Below are 19,741 nucleotides of genomic sequence, written 5' to 3'. Positions count from 1 at the left end.
GGGGAGGGGGGGAAGGACCTTTTTGGGGGGGGGGGGGGACTTTGGCGTCCTTTTGTGGGTTTCTTCCTTGGAGGTCCCTCTCTCCCCCTGGGGAAAACCTTTGGGGGGGGGGCCCCCCCCCCCCCCCCCGGCCCAGCCCGGCGCCGGCCCCTACGGGCCGCTGGGCTCCCCGGACGCCAACGGCATCAGACTCCCCAGCGGTTTCACCAGCAGGGTGATCGCCCGGTCGGGCCAGCGGGTCGGGACGACGTCGTACACCTGGCACAACGCCCCGGACGGCGGCGCCTGTTACGCCGACGGCACGGGCTGGATCTATGTCTCGAACTCGGAGATCAGCCCGGGCGGCGGAGCGAGCGCGGTGAAGTTCTCGTCGACGGGCGCGATCACCGGCGCGTACCGGATCCTGTCCAGCACCCGCCAGAACTGCGCCGGCGGCAAGACCCCGTGGAACACCTGGCTGTCCTGCGAGGAGGTCGACCGCGGCTACGTCTTCGAGACCGACCCCTGGGGCGCCAGGGCCTCCGTCCGCCGTGACGCGATGGGCCGCTTCAAGCACGAGGCGGCCGCGGCCGATCCGGTCCGCCAGGTCGTCTACATGACGGAAGACGTGACGGACGGCTGCTTCTACCGCTTCCGGCCGACGACGTGGGGCGACCTCTCCTCCGGCACGCTGGAGGTCATGGTGGCGGGCAGCGGCACGAGCGGCCCCGCCACCTGGGCCCGGGTTCCCGACCCCTCCGGCGCGACCGCCACCCGCGGCCAGGTCTCCGGCGCCAAGCGCTTCAACGGCGGCGAGGGCTGCTACTACGCGAACGACACCTGCTGGTTCACCACGAAGGGCGACAACCGCGTCTGGCAGTACGACGCCGCCGCCCAGACCATCGAACTCGCCTACGACGACTCCCTGGTCACCGGCGGCACGGCCCCTCTCACGGGCGTCGACAACGTCACGGGCACCACCTCCGGCGACCTCTTCGTCGCCGAGGACGGCGGCAACATGGAGATCTGCGTCATCACCCCCACCGACGTGGTCGCCCCGTTCCTGCGCATCGACGGCCAGTCCGGCTCGGAGATCACGGGCCCGGCCTTCTCCCCGGACGGCACGCGCCTGTACTTCTCCAGTCAACGCGGCACCAGCGGCACCTCCTCGGGCGGCATCACCTACGAGGTGAGGGGCCCGTTCCGCGCGTAGCCGCACGACCTGTCTTCACTTGACCATCACAAGATGGTCACCTCTCCCTCATCCGGGGTCACCCTGGCCTACGGTCATCCCCTCACGCACCACCACTGGGGGGATGACCATGACCAATCCGTACACCGGCCCGCACGCCAACCCGTATCCCGCGCCACAGCCCGCCCGTACGGCGCCCCGCTGGGCCCGCAAGCGCTACCTCCTGCCCGCCCTCGGCCTGGCCTGGTTCATCGGTGTCGGTATCGGCGCCTCCGGCGATACGACGGCCGACGCGAAACCCGCGGCCGCCAAGCCGCAGCCGACCGTCACGGTCACCGCGACCACCACCGCCACCGCGACACCGCTCGCGAAGAAGCCGGAACCCGCTCCCACGGTCACCGCCACCAAGACCGTCAGAGCCACCACCACGGTCACCGCACGGCCGGCCGCGGGCGGCGGCTCCGACGACAGCGGCTCGGGCGGCTCGGGTGGCTCGGGTGGCTCCGAAGACGTCTACTACGCCAACTGCAGCGCGGTCCGTGCCGCCGGTGCCGCCCCCATCCACCGCGGTGAACCCGGCTACGCCTCCCACCTGGACCGTGACGACGACGGGATCGCCTGCGACACGTGACACGTGTACGCCGGTGACCATCGGCGCGTTGGGCCGTTCCACCGTTTGGGCAGCTCGTCCCGGGCTGCCCGGACGACGGAAGGAACACCACCGTGGACACGACCGTGCCCGCCACCGACGTACCGCGCGTGCTGCCGCGTGACGAGTGGGTCAGGACGCTGCCGCAGACCATCGTCGCCGCGTGCGTCCTGCTCCTCGACGCCGAGGACCGGATGCTGCTGCTGCGCTACGCCGAGGGCCAGCCCGGTGCCGGCCTCTGGGGGCTGCCGGGCGGCATGCTCGACCACGGGGAGGACCCCCTCGGTGCCGCGTGCCGGGAACTGCACGAGGAGACCGGCATCGTCCTGGACCGGGAGCCCCGGTTCGTCGGCTACGACCACCGGGCCGATGTGAAGGGCACGGGCCCGGTGCTCGACTTCTACTTCCACGGCGGCCGTCTCGCCCCCGCACAGCCCGTCAGGCGCAGCGACGAGCACGACCAGGACGGCCTGTTCGCCCTCGCCGACCTGGAATCCACTCCGCTGGCGGTCCCGCTGCCGGCTCTCACCGCCCTGCACGAGGCCGCCCTGACCGGCACCGTCGTAGCCTTGCGGGAAGGCCTGCCCCGGTGACCGGGGCGGCGATCGTCCTGGCGTCCCTCGCGCTGTCCCTGGCCCTGCCCGGACGGATCACGGGAGAGGGGGGGCGCACCTCCGCACAAGGTGCGCCCCCGCTCTCCTCCGCGCTCCGGAGCCGCCGCGATCGGTGAGGGTCGGGGACCGCCGACGGCTCCGGGTTCTGAGCAACCCCGCAGGGGCCACGGTGAAGTGGCCCCTGCGCGGGCCACGGTCTACCGGTGGTCGCTGCCCTGCGACTGGACCGCCGCCCGGCCCGCCTCCAGCCGGGCCACCGGGATGCGGAACGGGGAGCAGGAGACGTAGTCGAGTCCCACCTCGTGGAAGAAGTGGACCGACTCCGGGTCGCCGCCGTGCTCGCCGCAGACGCCGAGCTTGAGGTCGGGGCGGGTCTCGCGGCCGGCCTGGGCGGCGAGCTTCACCAGGGAGCCGACGCCGTCCTTGTCGATCGTCTCGAACGGGGAGACGCCGAAGATGCCCTTCTCCAGGTACGCGGTGAAGAAGCTCGCCTCCACGTCGTCCCGGGAGAAGCCCCACACCGTCTGGGTGAGGTCGTTCGTGCCGAAGGAGAAGAACTCGGCGGCCTCGGCGATCTGACCGGCGGTCAGGGCGGCGCGCGGCAGCTCGATCATCGTGCCGATGGACAGCTTGAGGTGCGTGCCCGAGGCCGCCTCGACCTCGGCGATGACCTTGTCGGCCTCCTCGCGCACGATCTCCAGCTCCTGCACCGTGCCGACGAGCGGGATCATGATCTCGGCGCGCGGGTCGCCCTTGGCGGCCTTGCGCTCGGCGGCGGCCTCGGCGATGGCCCGGACCTGCATGGTGAACAGGCCGGGGATGACCAGGCCGAGGCGCACGCCGCGCAGGCCGAGCATCGGGTTCTGCTCGTGCAGGCGGTGGACCGCCTGGAGGAGGCGGAGTTCGTTCTCGTGCGGCTCCTGGCGGGACTCCGCCAGGGCCACGCGGACCGACAGTTCGGTGATGTCGGGCAGGAACTCGTGCAGCGGCGGGTCCAGGAGGCGGACGGTGACCGGGAGGCCGTCCATCGACTCGAAGAGCTGGACGAAGTCCTGCTTCTGGAGCGGCAGCAGTTCCTTGAGCGACTCCTCGCGCTCGGCCTGGGTGTCGGCCAGGATCAGCCGTTCCACCAGCTCGCGCCGGTCGCCGAGGAACATGTGCTCGGTGCGGCACAGGCCGATGCCCTGGGCGCCGAAGCGGCGGGCCCGCAGTGCGTCCTCGGCGTTGTCCGCGTTGGCCCGCACGCGCAGGCGGCGCTTGCGGTCGGCGAACGCCATGATGCGGTGGACCGCCTCGACGAGCTCGTCGGCGTCCTCGGCACCGGCGTGCATCCGGCCCTCGAAGTACTCCACGACCGGGGACGGCACGACCGGTACCTCACCGAGGTACACCTTGCCCGTCGAGCCGTCGATGGAGACGACGTCGCCCTCCTCGACGACGTGCCCGCCCGGCACGGTCATCCGGCGGCGCTTGGTGTCGACCTCCAGCTCCTCGGCGCCGCAGACACAGGTCTTGCCCATGCCGCGCGCGACGACGGCCGCGTGGGAGGTCTTGCCGCCGCGCGAGGTCAGGATGCCCTCGGCGGCGATCATGCCGTCCAGGTCGTCGGGGTTGGTCTCACGGCGGATCAGGATGACCTTCTCGCCGGAGCGGGACCACTTGACGGCGGTGTAGGAGTCGAAGACCGCCTTGCCGACCGCCGCGCCCGGGGAGGCCGCGATGCCCCGGCCGACGGTCGCGACCTTCGCGCTCTCGTCGAAGCGCGGGAACATCAGCTGCGCGAGCTGGGCGCCGTTGACGCGGGTGAGTGCCTCGGCCTCGTCGATCAGCCCCTGGTCCACCAGCTGGGTCGCGATGCGGAAGGCCGCGCCCGCGGTGCGCTTGCCGACCCGGGTCTGGAGCATCCACAGCACACCGCGCTCGATGGTGAACTCGATGTCGCAGAGGTCCTTGTAGTGGTTCTCCAGCGTCTCCATGATCTGCATCAGCTGGTCGTACGACTTCTTGTCGATCTGCTCCAGCTCCGCGAGCGGCACGGTGTTGCGGATGCCCGCGACCACGTCCTCGCCCTGGGCGTTCTGCAGGTAGTCGCCGTAGACGCCCTGGTGGCCGGAGGCGGGGTCACGGGTGAACGCCACGCCCGTGCCGGAGTCGGGGCCCAGGTTGCCGAAGACCATCGAGCAGACGTTGACGGCCGTGCCGAGGTCGTGCGGGATGCGCTCCTGGCGGCGGTAGAGCTTGGCGCGGTCGGTGTTCCAGGAGTCGAAGACCGCGTGGATGGCGAGGTCCATCTGCCCGCGCGGGTCCTGCGGGAAGTCCCGGCCGGCCTCGGTCTTGACGATCTTCTTGAACTTGGTGACGAGCTTCTTGAGGTCGGCCGCCTCCAGCTCGGTGTCGACCGTGACCTTCTTGGCCGCCTTGGCCGCCTCCAGCGCGTCCTCGAAGAGCTCGCCGTCGACGCCGAGGACGGTCTTGCCGAACATCTGGATGAGGCGGCGGTAGGAGTCCCAGGCGAAGCGGTCGTCGCCGGCCTGTTTGGCCAGGCCCTGCACCGACTTGTCGGAGAGGCCGATGTTGAGGACGGTGTCCATCATGCCGGGCATGGAGAACTTGGCGCCCGAGCGCACCGACACGAGCAGCGGGTCGTCGGCCTGGCCGAGCTTCTTGCCCATGCGGGCCTCGAGCGCGTCGAGGTGCGCACTCACCTCGTCACGCAGTGCCGCCGGCTCCTCGCCGCTTTCGAGGTAGACCTTGCACGCCTCGGTGGTGATCGTGAAGCCGGGCGGCACCGGAAGGCCCAGGTTCGTCATCTCGGCGAGGTTCGCGCCCTTGCCACCGAGGAGGTCCTTGAGGTCCTTGTTGCCCTCGGTGAAGTCGTAAACGAACTTCACGCCCTCAACACTCTTACCGTGCTCAGCTACGTGGGGATCTTTGTTTTCCGACACGGGTCTCGACTCCTCGAGGACGCGGTGGCTGCCCTGACGGCGAGGAACATACCCAGATCAAAGGCTTCTGGGTACGTCCACTCGCGCGTCATACGCCCGTAACCACTCGTCCGCCAGTGGATCGAAAGTCAAGGCTCGGCAAGCGATCACAGCCGTATGTTTTCACTTCCTGAATGCACTGACCTCCATTGAGCCCGTTGGCCGCTCACATGAGCGGCGTTCGCCACGCTTGATTTCGCTCGATGAACGATCAAAGGGTGGCACTGAGTGCCACCCTTTGGAGAAGTGCAGCCGCTCAAGATCCGCTCATCTGAGCGCAACCCTTATCAAGGGTGGCGAGAATCACGCTGCCACAGCCGACGAGATTTCACCATGCGGACGCGTCCCGGGGCCGAAATGTCCCGGTCATACACCGAGTGCGCGCAGCCGCTCCTCCACCCGCTCGGGGGCGTAGAGGTGCTCCACGACCATCGCCCCGGCTCCGACCAGCCCGGACCGCTCGCCGAGCCGTGCCGTCACGACGTCCAGGTGGGCGGTGGAGCGGGGAAGCGCCCGCTGGTAGAGCAGTTCGCGTACGCCGGTGAGGAACGGGGTTCCGGCCAGATCCCCGGCGATCATCAGCACCCCGGGGTTGAGCAGCGTCACCACGGTCGCCAGCACGTCCCCGACCCGGCGCCCGGCCTCCCGGGCGAGGCCGACCGCGTCGGGATGCCCGGAGGCGAGCAGGTCCCGGACGTCCGAGCCGGAGGCCGCCGGCACCCCGGCTTCCGCCAGCCGCCGCGCCACCGCGCCGCCGCTCGCGATGGCGGCCAGACAGCCGTAGGAACCGCACCGGCACAGCGTCTGGGCGCCCTCCGGCACCCGGATGTGCCCGATGTCCCCGGCGCCTCCGTCGACGCCCCGGAACACCGCGCCGCCCACGACGACCCCGGCGCCGATGCCGGTGGAGACCTTGACCAGCACGAAGGCGGAGCAGTCGGGATAGCCGGTGCGCTGTTCGCCGTATGCCATGAGGTTGGCGTCGTTGTCCACCAGTACCGGCACGGCGGCGGCGCCCGTGTGCTCGGTGAGCGCCCGGGCCAGCCGGCTCCTTATGTCGTAGCCGTCCCAGCCGGGCATCATCGGCGGCTGGACGACGCGGCCGGTCTCGGTGTCGACCGGGCCGGGCACGGCGAGCCCGACCCCGCACACCGACTCGACCCCGCGGCCGGTCTTCTCCAGCAGCTCGCCGAACCAGCGGCCGAGTTCGCCCAGCACGGAGTCCGGCCCGTCCTCGACGACGAGGGTGCCGGAGTGCTCGGCCAGGATCTCGCCGCTCAGCGACAGCACGGCCGCCCGCGCGTGCCGGGTGTCGAGGTCAGCGGCCAGGACCACCGCGTGCTCGTCGTCGAACTCCAGGGTGATGGAGGGACGCCCGCCCAACGGGGAGTCCACCGGCCCCCCGGCGCCCTCGCGCAGCCAGCCCGCGCGGAACAGCCGGTCCAGCCGCTGCCCGACGGTGGCCCGCGACAGCCCGGTCGCCTGCTGGAGCGCACCCCGGGTCACGGCGCGGCGACTGCGCACCAGTTCGAGCAGTTCGCCGGCGCTCGCCTGGCCGGCACCTCGTCCCGTTCTGACGGGCCGTCCGGTCATGCACACCCCCTTGTGTTTCTCAACCTTGCCTTACATAGTGGGTTTTGCGTGTTAAATAGACGTAACCCCACGGTAGCCGCAGCCGAACCTGTCGGCCGGACGTCTTTCCGGAGAGCCCCGAGTGGACAGCACCGCCCAACGCGCCCCTCGTCCCACAGGACGAACCGTTGCATACGATCCGTCCATCCCCGCGCCACCCCTGCATGTCAGGGCCGCCGCCGTGCTGGAGGCCGGCTGGACGGGCACGTCCACGGTGCCCTCGCGCGGCCTGTATCCGCACCAGTGGTCCTGGGACTCGGCGTTCATCGCGATCGGCCTGCGGCACGTGTCGCCGTTACGGGCACAGACGGAGCTGGAGACGCTGCTGGCGGCCCAGTGGGCGGACGGGCGGGTCCCGCACATCGTCTTCAACCCCTCCGTCCCGCTCGACGCGTACTTCCCGAGCCCCGACTTCTGGCGCTCCTCGACCGCGGGGCGCGCCGCGGGCGCCCCGCGCACCGTACAGACCTCGGGGATCGTGCAGCCACCGGTCCACGCGCTGGCCGCGTGGCTGGTGCACCTCGCCGACCCCGGCCTGTCCCGGGCGCGCGGCTTCCTCGCCCGGATGTATCCGCGGCTCGCGGCCTGGCACCGGTATCTGCTGCACCGGCGCGACCTGGGCGGAGGCGGACTGGTGTCCGTCGTGCACCCCTGGGAACAGGGTATGGACAACAGCCCCTGCTGGGACCGCCCGCTCTCCCGGGTCACTCCGGCCCCTGCCCGCTCCTTCCGCCGCGCCGACCTCGCCCACGGCTCCCCCGAGGACCGGCCGACGGATCTGGACTACGGGCGGTACGTACGGCTGGCGGTCGACTACCGGGACCGCGGATACGCCGACGGACCGGGAGACTTCGCCGTGGAGGACCCGGCGTTCAACGCCCTGCTCATCACCTCCGAGTATGCCCTGGCCCGGATCGCCCGCGAGCTGGGCGCGGCGGCCTCGGCCCGGCAGGACCGCGCCGAGCGTCTCACCACCGCCCTGGTGGAGCGGCTGTGGGAGCCGTCGGCGGGGATGTTCCTGTGCCGGGACGTGCGCGCCGGGGAGCTGATCCCCGAGCGCGGTGTCTCCGGGCTGCTCCCGCTGCTGCTGCCGAGCCTGCCGCGCGACCTCGCGGCCACCCTGGTGCGCACCCTGTGCGGCCCGCACTTCGGGCTCGGCGGCACGACCCGGCTGGTGCCCAGCTACGACCTGCTCGGCGAGGCCTTCGACCCGCACCGCTACTGGCGCGGCCCGGCCTGGTTCAACACCAGCTGGCTGCTGGAGCGCGGGCTGCGGCTGCACGGCGAGCGCGGCCGGGCCGACGCCCTGCGCAAGGGGATCCTGCACACCGCGGGCGCCTCCGACTTCGCGGAGTACGTGGACCCGTACACCGCGCAGGCCTGCGGCGCCACCGGCTTCGGCTGGACCGCCGCGCTCACGCTCGACCTGCTGCACGACCGGCCCGCAGGGGACAGGAACGGCGTCACGGCGATCAAGGGAGGGGACCGGGGATGACGGACCGGCATCATCTGCTCGTGCACGGCGGGACGTTCGCCGCCGTCGGCGACCGCGGCGACATCAGCGGCTACCGGGGCGGCAGCGCCCCGGACGGAATGTTCGTACGGGACGCGCGGCACCTGAGCCGGTGGCAGCTCACCGTCGACGGGGCCGTGCCCGAGACGCTGACGCCCGTGGCCGAGGGGGACACCGCGCGCTGCGTCCTCGTCCCCCGCGGCGGGCGCAACGAGCCGCCCGCGTACACGCTCTTCCGCGAACAGGCCGTCGGGGACGCCTCGTTCGTCGAGTCGCTTCGGGTCACCAGCAACCGTCCGGCCCCGACGACGGTCCGCCTCGCGGTCACCGCCGACGCCGACTTCACCGACCAGTTCGAACTGCGCGCCGACCACCGCACCTACACGAAGGCGGGCGCCGTCCGCTCCCGCCAGGTCCTCGGGCACGGCGTGGAGTTCAGCTACCGGCGCGGCGAGTGGCGCTCCGTCACGACCGTGACGGCCGAGCCCCAGCCGGACGCCGTGGAGGAGACCGGCACCGGCGCCCGCCGCCTGGTGTGGACCCTGGACCTCGAACCGCACGGCACGGCCGAGCTGGTCCTGCGGGTCATGGCCCGCCCGCACGGCGACAAGCGTGCCCTGCGCGTGCCCCGCTCCCCCGCCGCCCTGAAGGAGCAAATCCTCGCCCAGGAGGGCCGGTTCACGGAGGGCGTGGCCCTGTCGGCCGGCTGGCCGGAGCTGTCCGCGGCCTGCGCCCGGGGCCTCGCCGACCTGGCCGCGCTCCAGGTCCCGGCGAAGGGCCCGGACGGCGAGGAGCTGCGCGTGCCGGCCGCCGGTGCGCCCTGGTTCCTCACCCTGCTCGGCCGGGACGCCCTGCTGACCTCGCTGTTCGCCCTGCCCTACCGGCCCCGGCTGGCCGCCGCCACGCTGCCCGCGCTGGCCGCGACCCAGGCCACGGACACCGGTGTCAGCGAGGTCGCCCAGCCAGGCAAGATCGTGCACGAGGTGCGGCACGGCGAACTGGCGCACTTCGGCCAGGTCCCCTACGCCCGCTACTACGGTTCGGTCGACGCCACACCCTTGTTCCTCGTCCTGCTCGGGGCGTACACCGAGCAGACCGGCGACACGGGCCTGGCCCGCCGTCTGGAGCCGCATGCCCGGGCGGCGGTCGGCTGGATGCTCGACCACGGCGGCCTGACCTCGCGCGGGTATCTCGTCTACCGCGCCGACCAGGGCGGCCTCGCCAACCAGAACTGGAAGGACTCCCCCGGCTCCATCTGCTCCGCCGAGGGCACCCGCCCGTGCGGCCCGGTGACGGCCGCGGGCGCCCAGGGATACGCGTACGACGCGCTGCGCCGCACGGCGTGGCTCGCGCGCACGCTCTGGCAGGACGCGACGTACGCGGACCTGCTGGAGCAGGCGGCCGGTGACCTGCGCGACCGTTTCCAGCGGGACTTCTGGATGCCGGAGCACTCCTTCCCGGCGCTCGCGCTCGACGGCCGGGGCCGGCAGGTCGACGCGCTCGCCTCCGACGCCGGGCATCTGCTGTGGTCGGGCCTGCTGGACAAGGAGTACGGCGAACAGGTCGGCCGGCGCCTGCTGGAGCCGGACTTCTTCTCCGGCTGGGGCGTGCGCACCCTGGCCTCCGGCCAGCCCGCCTACCACCCGCTCTCCTACCACCGCGGCTCGGTCTGGCCGCACGACAACGCGCTGATCGCACTGGGCCTGGCCCGCTACGGGCTGCACGACGAGGCCCGCGCGATCGCCCGCGGCCTGGTCGACGCGGCGAGCGTGACCGGCCACCGGCTGCCGGAGGTCCTCGCGGGCTACGGCCGCGACACCCATCCCGAGCCGGTGCCCTACCCGCATGCGTGCGTCCGCGAATCCCGCTCGGCATCGGCCCCATTGGCACTGCTCACGGCGGTCGGCGGCATCTGACAGGGCCCCCTGTGGGCCGGTTGGCCAGGGAGTGTCCGCAGAGTCCCGTCGTCCGCCCGGAGGGCGCGCCCCGCGGCGTGGCGGCGTCGCGGGCAGGCGGGACTCTGCGGACACCCCTGGCGTTTGCCCGGTGTTTGCCGAGCGCCCGCCCGGTGGGCTGAACACAGCGGCCGGGCGCCCCGTACGGAACTGCGGCGGACCCGTCCCCCCACGCGGGTCCGCCACCTCGCCGCGTTCCGCACGGGAAGGACCTCCGGGTGCCTGTCTTCACACGCTTCAGCCGGTCGCCGCAGCCGGGCATCCCAGGGGCCGAGGCCGAGACGGAGCGTGACGAGAGGGCGGAGGCCCTCGCAGAGGAGGTCGGGATCCGCGGGCCCAGATCCCGCCTCGCCCACCTCCGCACCTGGCGCACCCGACACCCCCGGGCCGCCCGTGCCCTCCGTCTGACCACCACCGCCGTCGCGGCCGTCCTGGTCCTCGGGGCCCTGCTCCTGCCCAACACCCTCCCGGCCGTTGAGCCGGACCGCTTCGCGCGGATCCCGGCGGAGGCGGTCGTCGGGGCCGTCGTGGTGCTGGTGCTGCCGCGCCGGCCCCGGCTGGTGGCGGCGGTGCTGTACGGGCTCGGCCTCACGGCGCTGACCACGGTGAACCTGCTCGACATGGGGTTCAACGAGTACCTGGGCCGGGGCTTCAACGCCGCGCTGGACTGGGACCTGCTGCCGGACGCGCAGGCCTACGTCGAGGACACGCTGGGCGGGGGCGTCGCGACCGCCGCAGCCGTCGGCGCGGTCGTGCTCGTCCTGCTCGTGGCGGCCGTCATGGTCGCGGCGACGATCCGGCTCGCCGACGTGCTGGCCCGCCACCGGCCCCGGGCGACCAAGGGCGCCCTGCTCGCCGGCACCGCCTGGGTCACCTGCTCCGCGCTCGGCCTGACGCTGTTCGGCGGTCCGATCGCCTCCGAGCGCGGGGCCGGGGCCCTGCGGGTACACGCGCAGCGGACGGTGGAGTCACTGCGGGACGAGGCGGCGTTCGTGCGGCAGTCGAAGGCGGACACCTTCGGCAACACCCCGCCCGGCCAGCTGCTGCCCGACCTGCGCGGCAAGGACGTGATCTTCACGTTCATCGAGAGCTACGGCCGCAGCGCCGTCGAGGACCCGGTCATGGCACCCGGCGTCGACCGCACCCTCGACACGAGCACCGAGGCCCTGGCGAAGGCCGGTTTCCACGCCCGCAGCGGCTGGCTGACCTCGGCGACCTACGGCGGCAGCAGCTGGCTCGGTCACTCCACGACCATGTCCGGCCTGTGGATCGACAACCAGCGCCGCTACCGCACGGTCACCGCGGGCGACCACCTCACCCTCACCAAGGCGTTCCAGAAGACCGGCGCCTGGGACACGGTCGGTGTGATGCCGGGCGTGCAGAAGGGCTGGCCCGAGGAGAAGTGGTACGGCCTCGACAAGCTCTACGACGCCTTCGACCTGGGCTACCGGGGCCCGAAGTTCAGCTGGTCGACGATGCCCGACCAGTACGCGCTGCAGGCGTTCCAGCGCCAGGTGCACGGGAAGAAGCGCGACAAGCCGCTGATGTCGTTCGTCATCCTGACCTCCAGCCACCAGCCCTGGGCGCCCGTCCCGAGGATGGTCGGCTGGGACGAACTGGGCGACGGCTCGGTCTTCGACGCCATCCAGAAGGCCGGCAAGAAGCCCGCCGACGTCATCACCGACACCACCAAGTCCCGGCAGGAGTACGGCAAGTCCATCCAGTACTCGCTCACCAGCCTCACCCAGTGGCTGGAGCGCTACGGCACCGACGACACCGTCCTGGTCTTCCTCGGCGACCACCAGCCGATCGCCCGGGTCAGCGGCAACCGTGCCAGCCGGGACGTGCCGGTGTCGATCGTCGCGAAGGACCCGAAGGTCCTCGACAAGGTCGCCGGCTGGAACTGGACGGAAGGCCTCAAGCCGGACCGCGACGCGCCGGTCTGGAAGATGAGCGCGTTCCGCGACCGATTCCTCACGGCGTTCGGCTCCACACCGCACGCCTCGGGCGGCTGATCAGCCGCCGGAGGTGTCCAGCTCCGCGTCCTCGCTGATGCCCGCGCAGTCGTACGGGTCCTTCAGCCAACCGTCCGGCAGCACCACCCGGTTGTTGCCGGACGTACGGCCGCGGGGGCCGTCGGCGCCGGCGGGCCAGGGCTGGTCGAGGTCCAGCTCGTCGAGGCCGGCCCGCAGCTCTTCGAGCGACGAGGTGATCGCGAGCCGCTTGCGCATCTCGGAGCCGACCGCGAAGCCCTTGAGATACCAGGCGACGTGCTTGCGGAAGTCGATCACGCCGCGGGCCTCGTCGCCGATCCACTCGCCGAGCAGGGTGGCGTGCCGGACCATGACGTCGGCGACTTCCCGGAGGGTGGGCCGTGCGATGTCCTCCGGGCGCCCCTCGAAGGCCGCCACGAGGTCGGAGAACAGCCAGGGCCGCCCCAGGCACCCGCGCCCGACCACCACACCGTCGCAGCCGGTCTCGCGCACCATCCGCAGGGCGTCCTCGGCCGACCAGATGTCGCCGTTGCCGAGCACGGGGATCTCCGGCACGTGTTCCTTGAGCCGGGCGATGGCGTCCCAGTCGGCGGTGCCGCCGTAGTGCTGGGCGGCGGTACGGCCGTGCAGCGCGATGGCGGTGACGCCCTCCTCGACGGCGATCCGGCCGGCGTCGAGGAAGGTGATGTGGTCGTCGTCGATGCCCTTGCGCATCTTCATCGTCACGGGCAGGTCGCCGGCGCCGCTGACGGCCTCGCGCAGGATGGCGCGCAGCAGGTTCCGCTTGTACGGGAGCGCGGATCCGCCGCCCTTGCGGGTCACCTTGGGCACCGGGCAGCCGAAGTTGAGGTCGATGTGGTCGGCGAGGTCCTCCTCCGCGATCATGCGGACGGCCTTGCCGACGGTCGCCGGGTCCACGCCGTACAGCTGGATGGACCGGGGCCGCTCACTCGCGTCGAAGTGAATGAGCTGCATCGTCTTCTCGTTGCGCTCGACCAGCGCCCTGGTGGTGATCATCTCGCTGACGAACAGGCCCTTGCCACCACTGAACTCCCGGCACAGCGTACGGAAGGGCGCGTTGGTGATCCCGGCCATGGGGGCCAGGACGACGGGGGGCTGGACGGCGTGCGGACCGATCTGGAGGGGCGTGGACATTCCTCCATTGTGCCGTGCAATGAGATGGCAAAATTCATTAGTTAGGCACACTATCGAAATCGGCGTACGATGTTCCGCATGCCCGAGCTCAGTCACCGCCGCCGGATGCTGGTGCTCGCGATCTGCTGTATGAGCCTGCTGATCGTGAGCCTCGACAACACGGTCCTGAACGTGGCCCTCCCCACCATGCAGCGTGACCTGCACGCGAGCACGTCCGGCCTCCAGTGGACGATCGACGCCTACACCCTGGTCCTGGCCTCGCTGCTGATGCTCGCCGGCTCCACGGCCGACCGGATCGGCCGCAAGCGCGTCTTCATGGCCGGTCTGGTGGTCTTCACCCTCGGCTCGGTCCTGTGCTCCCTCGCACCGAACCTCGAAGCGCTGGTCGCCTTCCGGATGGTGCAGGCCGTAGGCGGCTCGATGCTGAACCCGGTCGCCATGTCGATCATCACCAACACCTTCACCGACCCGCGCGAGCGGGCCCGGGCGATCGGCGCGTGGGGCGCGGTCGTCGGCATCTCGATGGCCGCCGGCCCGCTGGTCGGAGGCCTCCTGGTCGAGTCGGTCGGCTGGCGCTCGATCTTCTGGATCAACCTGCCGGTGGGCCTGGTGGCACTGCTCCTCACCCTGCGCTTCGTCCCCGAGTCCCGGGCCCCTGAGGCCCGCCGCCCGGACCCGGTCGGGCAGCTCCTGGTGATCGCGCTGTTCGGCACGCTCACGTACGCGATCATCGAGGCGCCGAGCACGCCGTTCGCCTCGATCGTCCCGTCGGCCGTCGTCGCCCTGGCCGCGCTGATCGGCCTGCTGTGGTACGAACCACGCCGCGCGCAGCCGCTGATCGACCTGCGCTTCTTCCGCTCGGCGCCGTTCAGCGGGGCGACGGTGATCGCGATCAGCGCGTTCGCCGCGCTCGGCGGCTTCCTGTTCCTGTCCACGCTGTACCTGCAGAACGTGCGCGGCCTGAACGCACTGGAGGCGGGCCTGTGGATGCTGCCGATGGCGGTCCCGACGTTCCTGTGCGCTCCGCTCTCCGGCCGCCTGGTCGGCAGCCGGGGCCCGCGTGTGCCGCTGCTGATCGCGGGCTGCGCGATGACGGTCAGCGGCATCCTCTTCGCCGCGTTCGAGGCCGAGACCTCCGACACCACCCTCTTCGCGGGGTACGTCCTGTTCGGCATCGGCTTCGGCTTCGTCAACGCGCCGATCACCAACACGGCGGTCTCCGGCATGCCCCGCGCCCAGGCGGGCGTCGCCGCGGCCGTCGCCTCCACGAGCCGCCAGCTCGGCCAGACGCTGGGTGTGGCGGTGGTGGGCGCGGTGCTCGCCTCCGGCGTGGGCGCGTCCACGTACCGCGAGACATTCGTCCCGGCCGCGAAGCCAGGCTGGTGGATCATCGCGGCGTGCGGGTTCGCGGTGCTGGTGCTGGGGGCGGTGAGCAGTGGGCGCTGGGCTCGGGGGACCGCCGAGCGGACGGCTGAAAGGCTGGAGTCCGCCCAGGTGCGGGAAGTGGCGGTGACTGCGGAGCGTGCCTAGCCGCGGGTGAGGTGTGGCCGGTCGCGCGGTTCCCCGCGCCCCTCAAGGTCGGTTTCCCTGCTCAGCGCTATGGCTCGCAGCCTCTCCAGGCGCTCTCGCGAGTCCTGGTCCGCCGGGACGTACGTGACGATCCGCGGGCCCGTCCCCGGCGTCAGCCAGAAGTCCGTGTGGTCGACGGTGATGCGGCCGACGTGGCGGTTGAGGAACTCCTTGCGCTTGGTGCGGTGGGCGACCACCTCGTGGCGGTCCCAGGCCGTGCGGAAGGCGGGGGACTCCGTGCGCAGTCGCTTCAGGAGCATCGTCCAGGCGGGCTCGGCGAGATGGCCGGCCATCGCGGCCCGGAAGCGCGCGGCCATCAGCCGCTGCGTCTCCTCCAGGTGCACGATCGACGACTGCCACTCGGCGTGCGTGTAGGACAGGACCAGGCAGTTGCGGTCCTCGGGCGGCACCGCGTCCAGGTCGCACAGCAGCAACCCGTACGTCCGGTTGTGGGCGAGGATGTCGTACCGGCTGTTCTGCAGGCACGCCGGGAACGGCTCGACCTGCTCCAGCACCGCCCGCATCGCCGGCGTGACCGACGGGCACGTGGTCGCCGGTGTCGGGTCGGCGGCCCCGGCCAGCCGGAAGAGGTGGGCGCGCTCGCTGGGGTCGAGCAGCAGCGCGCGGGCCAGCGCGTCGAGGACCTGGACGGAGACCTGGATGTCCCGGGCCTGTTCCAGCCACGTGTACCAGGTCACGCCCACGGCGGAGAGCTGGGCGACCTCCTCGCGGCGCAGCCCCGGCGTGCGGCGCCGGCGGCCCCGGGGCAGTCCGACCTGCTCGGGGGCGATCCGCTCCCGGCGGCTGCGCAGGAACGCCGCCAGCTCGTGCCGCCGGACGTCCGCGTCACCGGGTGCCTCGGGCGGCTGGGCCGCTGTCTCCTGCGCCATGGTCGTCATGCCCTTCAGCCTGCCGCCGCCCCGACCCTGTTTCCAGGTGCTGCTGCTACCAGGATAAGGACACTCTGGTACCAGCCTGGGCGCCGCCGCAGGCTGATGACGTGACCACGGAATCCCTCACTTCACGTCCCGTCCGCTCCCCCGCCGCCCCGGCTCCCGTGCTCGGCGGGCTCGGACTGTTCACGGTGCTGCTGGCCGCGGCACTCCCGCTCATCGACTTCTTCATCGTGAACGTCGCCCTGCCCACCATCGGCGCCGACCTCGCCGCGAGCGAGTCGGTCCTCGAACTCGTCGTCGCCGGATACGGGGTGTCGTACGCGGTCCTGCTGGTCCTCGGCGGCCGGCTCGGTGACCTGTTCGGCCGGCGGCGGCTGTTCCTCGTCGGCATGGCGGCCTTCGGGCTGACCTCGCTGGCGTGCGGACTGGCACCCGGGGCCTGGTCGCTGGTCGCGGCCCGGGTCGCCCAGGGCGCGTCGGCCGCCGCGATGCTGCCGCAGGTGCTGGCCACCATCCAGGCGACCACGTCCGGCCCCCGGCGGGCGAAGGCCATGGGGCTGTACGGCGCGACCGCCGGGCTGTCCATGGTGGCCGGGCAGATCCTCGGCGGGGTCCTGGTGGCCGCCGACATCGCCGGGACCGGCTGGCGGTCGGTGTTCCTCGTCAACGTGCCGGTCGTCCTCGCCGGGCTGGTCCTGGCCGCCCGCGCGGTGCCCGAGACCCGCTCCACGCGCCCGGAGCCGGTCGACGTCCCGGGCACGGTCCTGCTGGCGGCCTCGCTGCTCACCCTGCTCGTCCCGCTCACCGAGGGCCGGGCGGCGGGCTGGCCGCTGTGGACCTGGCTGTCGCTGGTGGCGTTCCCGTTCGCGGCGGCGGCCTTCTACGTCGTGGAGCGGCGGGCCGACCGGGAGGGCCGTACGCCGCTGGTCCCGCCGAGCCTGTTCGCGCTCACCTCCCTGCGCCGCGGGCTGCTGCTGGTGCTGCCCTTCTCCATCGGCTTCAGCGGCTTCATGTTCGTGATCGCGGTGGCGTTGCAGCAGGGCGCCGGACTCGACCCGGTCGCCGCGGGGCTGGCGCTCGCGCCGCTGGCGGTGGTGTTCTTCGTGTTCTCGCTGCTGGGCCCGCGGCTGGTCACCCGGTACGGCACGCGGGTGGTGACGGCCGGCGCCGCGCTCCAGGGGCTGGGCCTGGCGCTGATGGCGCTGGCCGCCTGGCGGTTCTGGCCGCACCTCGGCTTCGTCGAGCTGCTCCCGGGGGCGGCGGTCGCCGGCGCGGGCCAGGCGCTGCAACTCCCCGTCATCTACCGGGTCATCCTCTCCGAGGTGCCGGCCGCCCGCGCCGGTGTCGGCAGCGGTGTGATGATCACCACTCAGCAGTCGGCGCTGGCACTGGGGGTGGCGACCCTGGGCACGCTGTTCCTGTCCCTGGTCCCGGGGATGGGGATGCGGGACGCCCTGGTCACTACGCTGCTGGTGCAGCTCGCCGGTGTGGTGCTGACCGGCCTGCTGAGTCTCCGGCTGCCGCGCACGGTCGCTTGAGGTATCTCACGGCCTGATAACTCGCGTCCGGGAAAACCCCGTTGATGTTGGTCTTGCAGCACACTCCTTGCTGCGAGCAGACCGGATCCGCCGGATTCCTGGACGCGGGAGGCGTCATGGCGCAGAGCGACACCAGCAAGGTCAGCCGCTGGGACCAGCACGGCCGGGAGCACGTGGTGCGGGTGCGGCGCACGGGCGTACAGCGCACGATCAGATGCGACACCTGCGGCTGGCGCAGAGGCGCCCAGTTCCTGCCCTGGCTGAAGGCCGAGGAGCACCTGGCGGAGGCCCACCAGGCGACGGTGGACCCGACGGCGGCGTGAACGGGCGATGCATCAGAAGGACCCCTGCGGCCGCAGCCCTCGCACCAGCAGGTCGACGACCGAGGCGAAGTCGGCCTCGGCCCCGGGCTCTTCCCACGCCCGCGCGTAGCAGGGGTCGTGGAAGCGCCCCGTCGCCTGGAAGACCGCGCGGGCCGTGGCCTCCGGGTCGGTGGCGGCGAAGTCGCCGGTCTCGACGCCGGCCTGGATGATGCGGGTCAGCTGGGACGTCAGGTCGGCGATGTGTTCACCGACGACCGCGCCGTTCTCGTCCGTGAGGACCGTGTAGGTGGCGAACAGCTCCGGGTCCCCGCCCGCCTTGCGGCGCTTCGCGGCGAAGAGGGTGGCGAGCCAGTCCCGCAGCCGGGTCTCCGGATCGCGGTCCGCGGCGACGATCCCGGACAGCTCCCCGGACGTGCGGTCCAGCCAGCGCTTGGTGACGGCCTCGCGCAGCGCCGCCTTGGTGCGGAAGTGACGGTAGACGCTGCCGTGGCTGACGCCGAGCGCGCGGGCCACGTCCACGACGGTGGCCTTGGCCGGGCCGTGGCGGCGCAGCACCTCCTCGGTCGCCTCGAGGATGCGCTCGGCGGTCAGGATCTCGCTGGTCGGTGCCATGCCCCTGACCGTACCCGGAGCCGGCTCAGCTCTCGAGGTGTGCCATCTGGGCCGCCGGGTAGCGGTCGCCGGCGGCGGCGCCGGGCGGTACGGCCTCTTCGATCGCGGTCAGGTCGGCCGCGTCCAGCGTGACGTCCAGCGCGCCCAGCGCCTCCGTGAGCCGGTCGCGGCGGCGGGCGCCGACCAGGGGCACGATGTCCTCGCCGCGGGCGAGCACCCAGGCGATGGCGATCTGCGCGACGCTGACGCCCTTCTGCTCGGCGATCTTCCGCAGCGCCTCGACGAGGTCCAGGTTGTGCCGGAGGTTGTCCCCCTGGAAGCGCGGGGACATCGCCCGGAAGTCGCCGGCGCCGAGCTGCCGGTCGGCGGTGAAGTGGCCGGAGATCAGGCCCCGGGAGAGCACGCCGTACGCCGTGATGCCGATGCCCAGCTCGCGCGTGGTGGGGAGGATCTCGTCCTCGATGCCGCGCGAGATGAGGGAGTACTCGATCTGGAGGTCGGAGACGGGGGCGGTGGCGGCGGCCCGGCGGATCGTCTCGGCGCCGACCTCGCTGAGGCCGATGTGCCGCACGTACCCCTTCTCGACCAGTTCCGCGATCGCGCCGACCGTCTCCTCGATCGGCACGTCGGGGTCGAGGCGGGCGATGCGGTAGACGTCGATGTGGTCGACGCCGAGCCGCTGGAGGGAGTACGCGGCGAAGTTCTTCACGGCGGCCGGCCGGCCGTCGTAGCCGGACCAGCCGCCGTCCGGGTCGCGCAGGGCGCCGAACTTCACGCTGACCAGGGCCTGTTCACGCCGGGCGGCGGGGGCCGCGCGCAGGGCCTCGCCGATCAGCATCTCGTTGTGGCCCATGCCGTAGAAGTCGCCGGTGTCCAGCAGGGTGACGCCCGCTTCGAGCGCCGCGTGGATGGTCGCGATGGACTCGGCCCGGTCCGCCTCGCCGTACAGCGCGGACATGCCCATGCAGCCGAGACCGAGGGCGGAGACCTGGGGGCCGGTGGTTCCGAGGGTTCGGGTTCGCATCGTCATGGCGTCCACCCTGCCATGACAGCTGACAGATTTCAATATCTGTCATTCGATACTTGTCACCCTCCTCGCAACCCCGCCGCAGACACACCGGTGCCGGGCCCCTCCA

Annotated in this window: 15 protein-coding genes; 9 read left to right on the top strand and 6 right to left on the bottom strand. The window is 72.1% G+C overall.

Annotation, left to right across the window (positions count from 1 at the left end):
- Positions 1-67 precede the first annotated feature (67 nt).
- The 3 genes from AC07F0_RS13755 (at position 68) to AC07F0_RS13745 (ending at position 2,413) form a co-directional block, all read left to right on the top strand.
- On the top strand, positions 68-1,192 hold the full coding sequence (locus tag AC07F0_RS13755) for an alkaline phosphatase PhoX (RefSeq protein WP_478978197.1): 1,125 nt from the start codon (positions 68-70) through the stop codon (positions 1,190-1,192).
- A 109-nt stretch (positions 1,193-1,301) separates the two neighbouring features.
- On the top strand, positions 1,302-1,802 hold the full coding sequence (locus tag AC07F0_RS13750; RefSeq protein ID WP_478978251.1) for an excalibur calcium-binding domain-containing protein: 501 nt from the start codon (positions 1,302-1,304) through the stop codon (positions 1,800-1,802).
- Positions 1,803-1,894: 92 nt separating this feature from the next.
- Positions 1,895-2,413, top strand: a complete 519-nt coding sequence (locus AC07F0_RS13745) for an NUDIX hydrolase (protein WP_436731046.1) — start codon at positions 1,895-1,897, stop codon at positions 2,411-2,413.
- A 218-nt stretch (positions 2,414-2,631) separates the two neighbouring features.
- Here AC07F0_RS13745 and ppdK read toward each other — a convergent pair whose 3' ends face one another.
- Together ppdK and AC07F0_RS13735 are read right to left on the bottom strand one after the other, a co-directional pair.
- Positions 2,632-5,379: a pyruvate, phosphate dikinase gene (gene ppdK / locus AC07F0_RS13740; RefSeq protein ID WP_478978194.1), complete on the bottom strand. Its 2,748-nt coding sequence runs from the start codon at positions 5,377-5,379 to the stop codon at positions 2,632-2,634.
- 405 nt (positions 5,380-5,784) lie between these two features.
- Positions 5,785-7,011: an ROK family protein gene (locus AC07F0_RS13735; protein ID WP_478978192.1), complete on the bottom strand. Its 1,227-nt coding sequence runs from the start codon at positions 7,009-7,011 to the stop codon at positions 5,785-5,787.
- A gap of 121 nt (positions 7,012-7,132) precedes the next feature.
- Here AC07F0_RS13735 and AC07F0_RS13730 point away from each other — a divergent pair, with 121 nt between their 5' ends.
- From AC07F0_RS13730 to AC07F0_RS13720, 3 genes are all read left to right on the top strand, one after another.
- Entirely contained in the window at positions 7,133-8,545 is a 1,413-nt protein-coding gene (locus AC07F0_RS13730; protein ID WP_478978189.1) for an MGH1-like glycoside hydrolase domain-containing protein, read from the top strand.
- Positions 8,542-10,479, top strand: coding sequence for an amylo-alpha-1,6-glucosidase (locus AC07F0_RS13725; RefSeq protein ID WP_478978186.1), 1,938 nt, complete (start codon positions 8,542-8,544; stop codon positions 10,477-10,479). The genes AC07F0_RS13730 and AC07F0_RS13725 overlap by 4 nt, the downstream gene beginning before the upstream one ends.
- A 257-nt stretch (positions 10,480-10,736) precedes the next feature.
- Positions 10,737-12,533 (top strand): sulfatase-like hydrolase/transferase, encoded by a 1,797-nt coding sequence (locus AC07F0_RS13720; RefSeq protein WP_478978183.1) that lies wholly within the window; start codon positions 10,737-10,739, stop codon positions 12,531-12,533.
- Here AC07F0_RS13720 and dusB read toward each other — a convergent pair whose 3' ends face one another.
- On the bottom strand, positions 12,534-13,667 hold the full coding sequence (dusB, locus tag AC07F0_RS13715; RefSeq protein WP_478978180.1) for a tRNA dihydrouridine synthase DusB: 1,134 nt from the start codon (positions 13,665-13,667) through the stop codon (positions 12,534-12,536).
- Positions 13,668-13,745: 78 nt separating this feature from the next.
- On the opposite strand from dusB, the gene AC07F0_RS13710 reads away from it, so the two are divergent.
- A complete protein-coding gene (locus AC07F0_RS13710; protein WP_478978177.1) occupies positions 13,746-15,197 on the top strand; it encodes an MFS transporter in 1,452 nt (483 codons plus the stop codon).
- Here the strand turns inward: AC07F0_RS13710 and AC07F0_RS13705 are convergent.
- Entirely contained in the window at positions 15,194-16,135 is a 942-nt protein-coding gene (locus AC07F0_RS13705; RefSeq protein ID WP_478978174.1) for an MmyB family transcriptional regulator, read from the bottom strand. The genes AC07F0_RS13710 and AC07F0_RS13705 overlap by 4 nt on opposite strands.
- A gap of 101 nt (positions 16,136-16,236) precedes the next feature.
- Between AC07F0_RS13705 and AC07F0_RS13700 the strand changes: the two genes are divergently transcribed.
- Positions 16,237-17,670: an MFS transporter gene (locus AC07F0_RS13700; protein ID WP_478978171.1), complete on the top strand. Its 1,434-nt coding sequence runs from the start codon at positions 16,237-16,239 to the stop codon at positions 17,668-17,670.
- A 116-nt stretch (positions 17,671-17,786) separates the two neighbouring features.
- The gene (locus AC07F0_RS13695) at positions 17,787-17,993 is read left to right on the top strand and encodes a hypothetical protein (protein WP_037669683.1); all 207 of its coding nucleotides are present in this window, start codon (positions 17,787-17,789) and stop codon (positions 17,991-17,993) included.
- A 12-nt stretch (positions 17,994-18,005) separates the two neighbouring features.
- Here AC07F0_RS13695 and AC07F0_RS13690 read toward each other — a convergent pair whose 3' ends face one another.
- Both AC07F0_RS13690 and AC07F0_RS13685 read right to left on the bottom strand, forming a co-directional pair.
- Positions 18,006-18,605, bottom strand: coding sequence for a TetR/AcrR family transcriptional regulator (locus AC07F0_RS13690; protein ID WP_478978168.1), 600 nt, complete (start codon positions 18,603-18,605; stop codon positions 18,006-18,008).
- A gap of 25 nt (positions 18,606-18,630) precedes the next feature.
- Positions 18,631-19,635 (bottom strand): aldo/keto reductase, encoded by a 1,005-nt coding sequence (locus AC07F0_RS13685; RefSeq protein WP_478978165.1) that lies wholly within the window; start codon positions 19,633-19,635, stop codon positions 18,631-18,633.
- Positions 19,636-19,741 lie beyond the last annotated feature (106 nt).

The organism is Streptomyces sp. NPDC045955, assembly GCF_056430805.1.
Note: the sequence above shows the minus strand (reverse complement) of the source record. Positions and strands in the feature narration are given on the sequence as shown.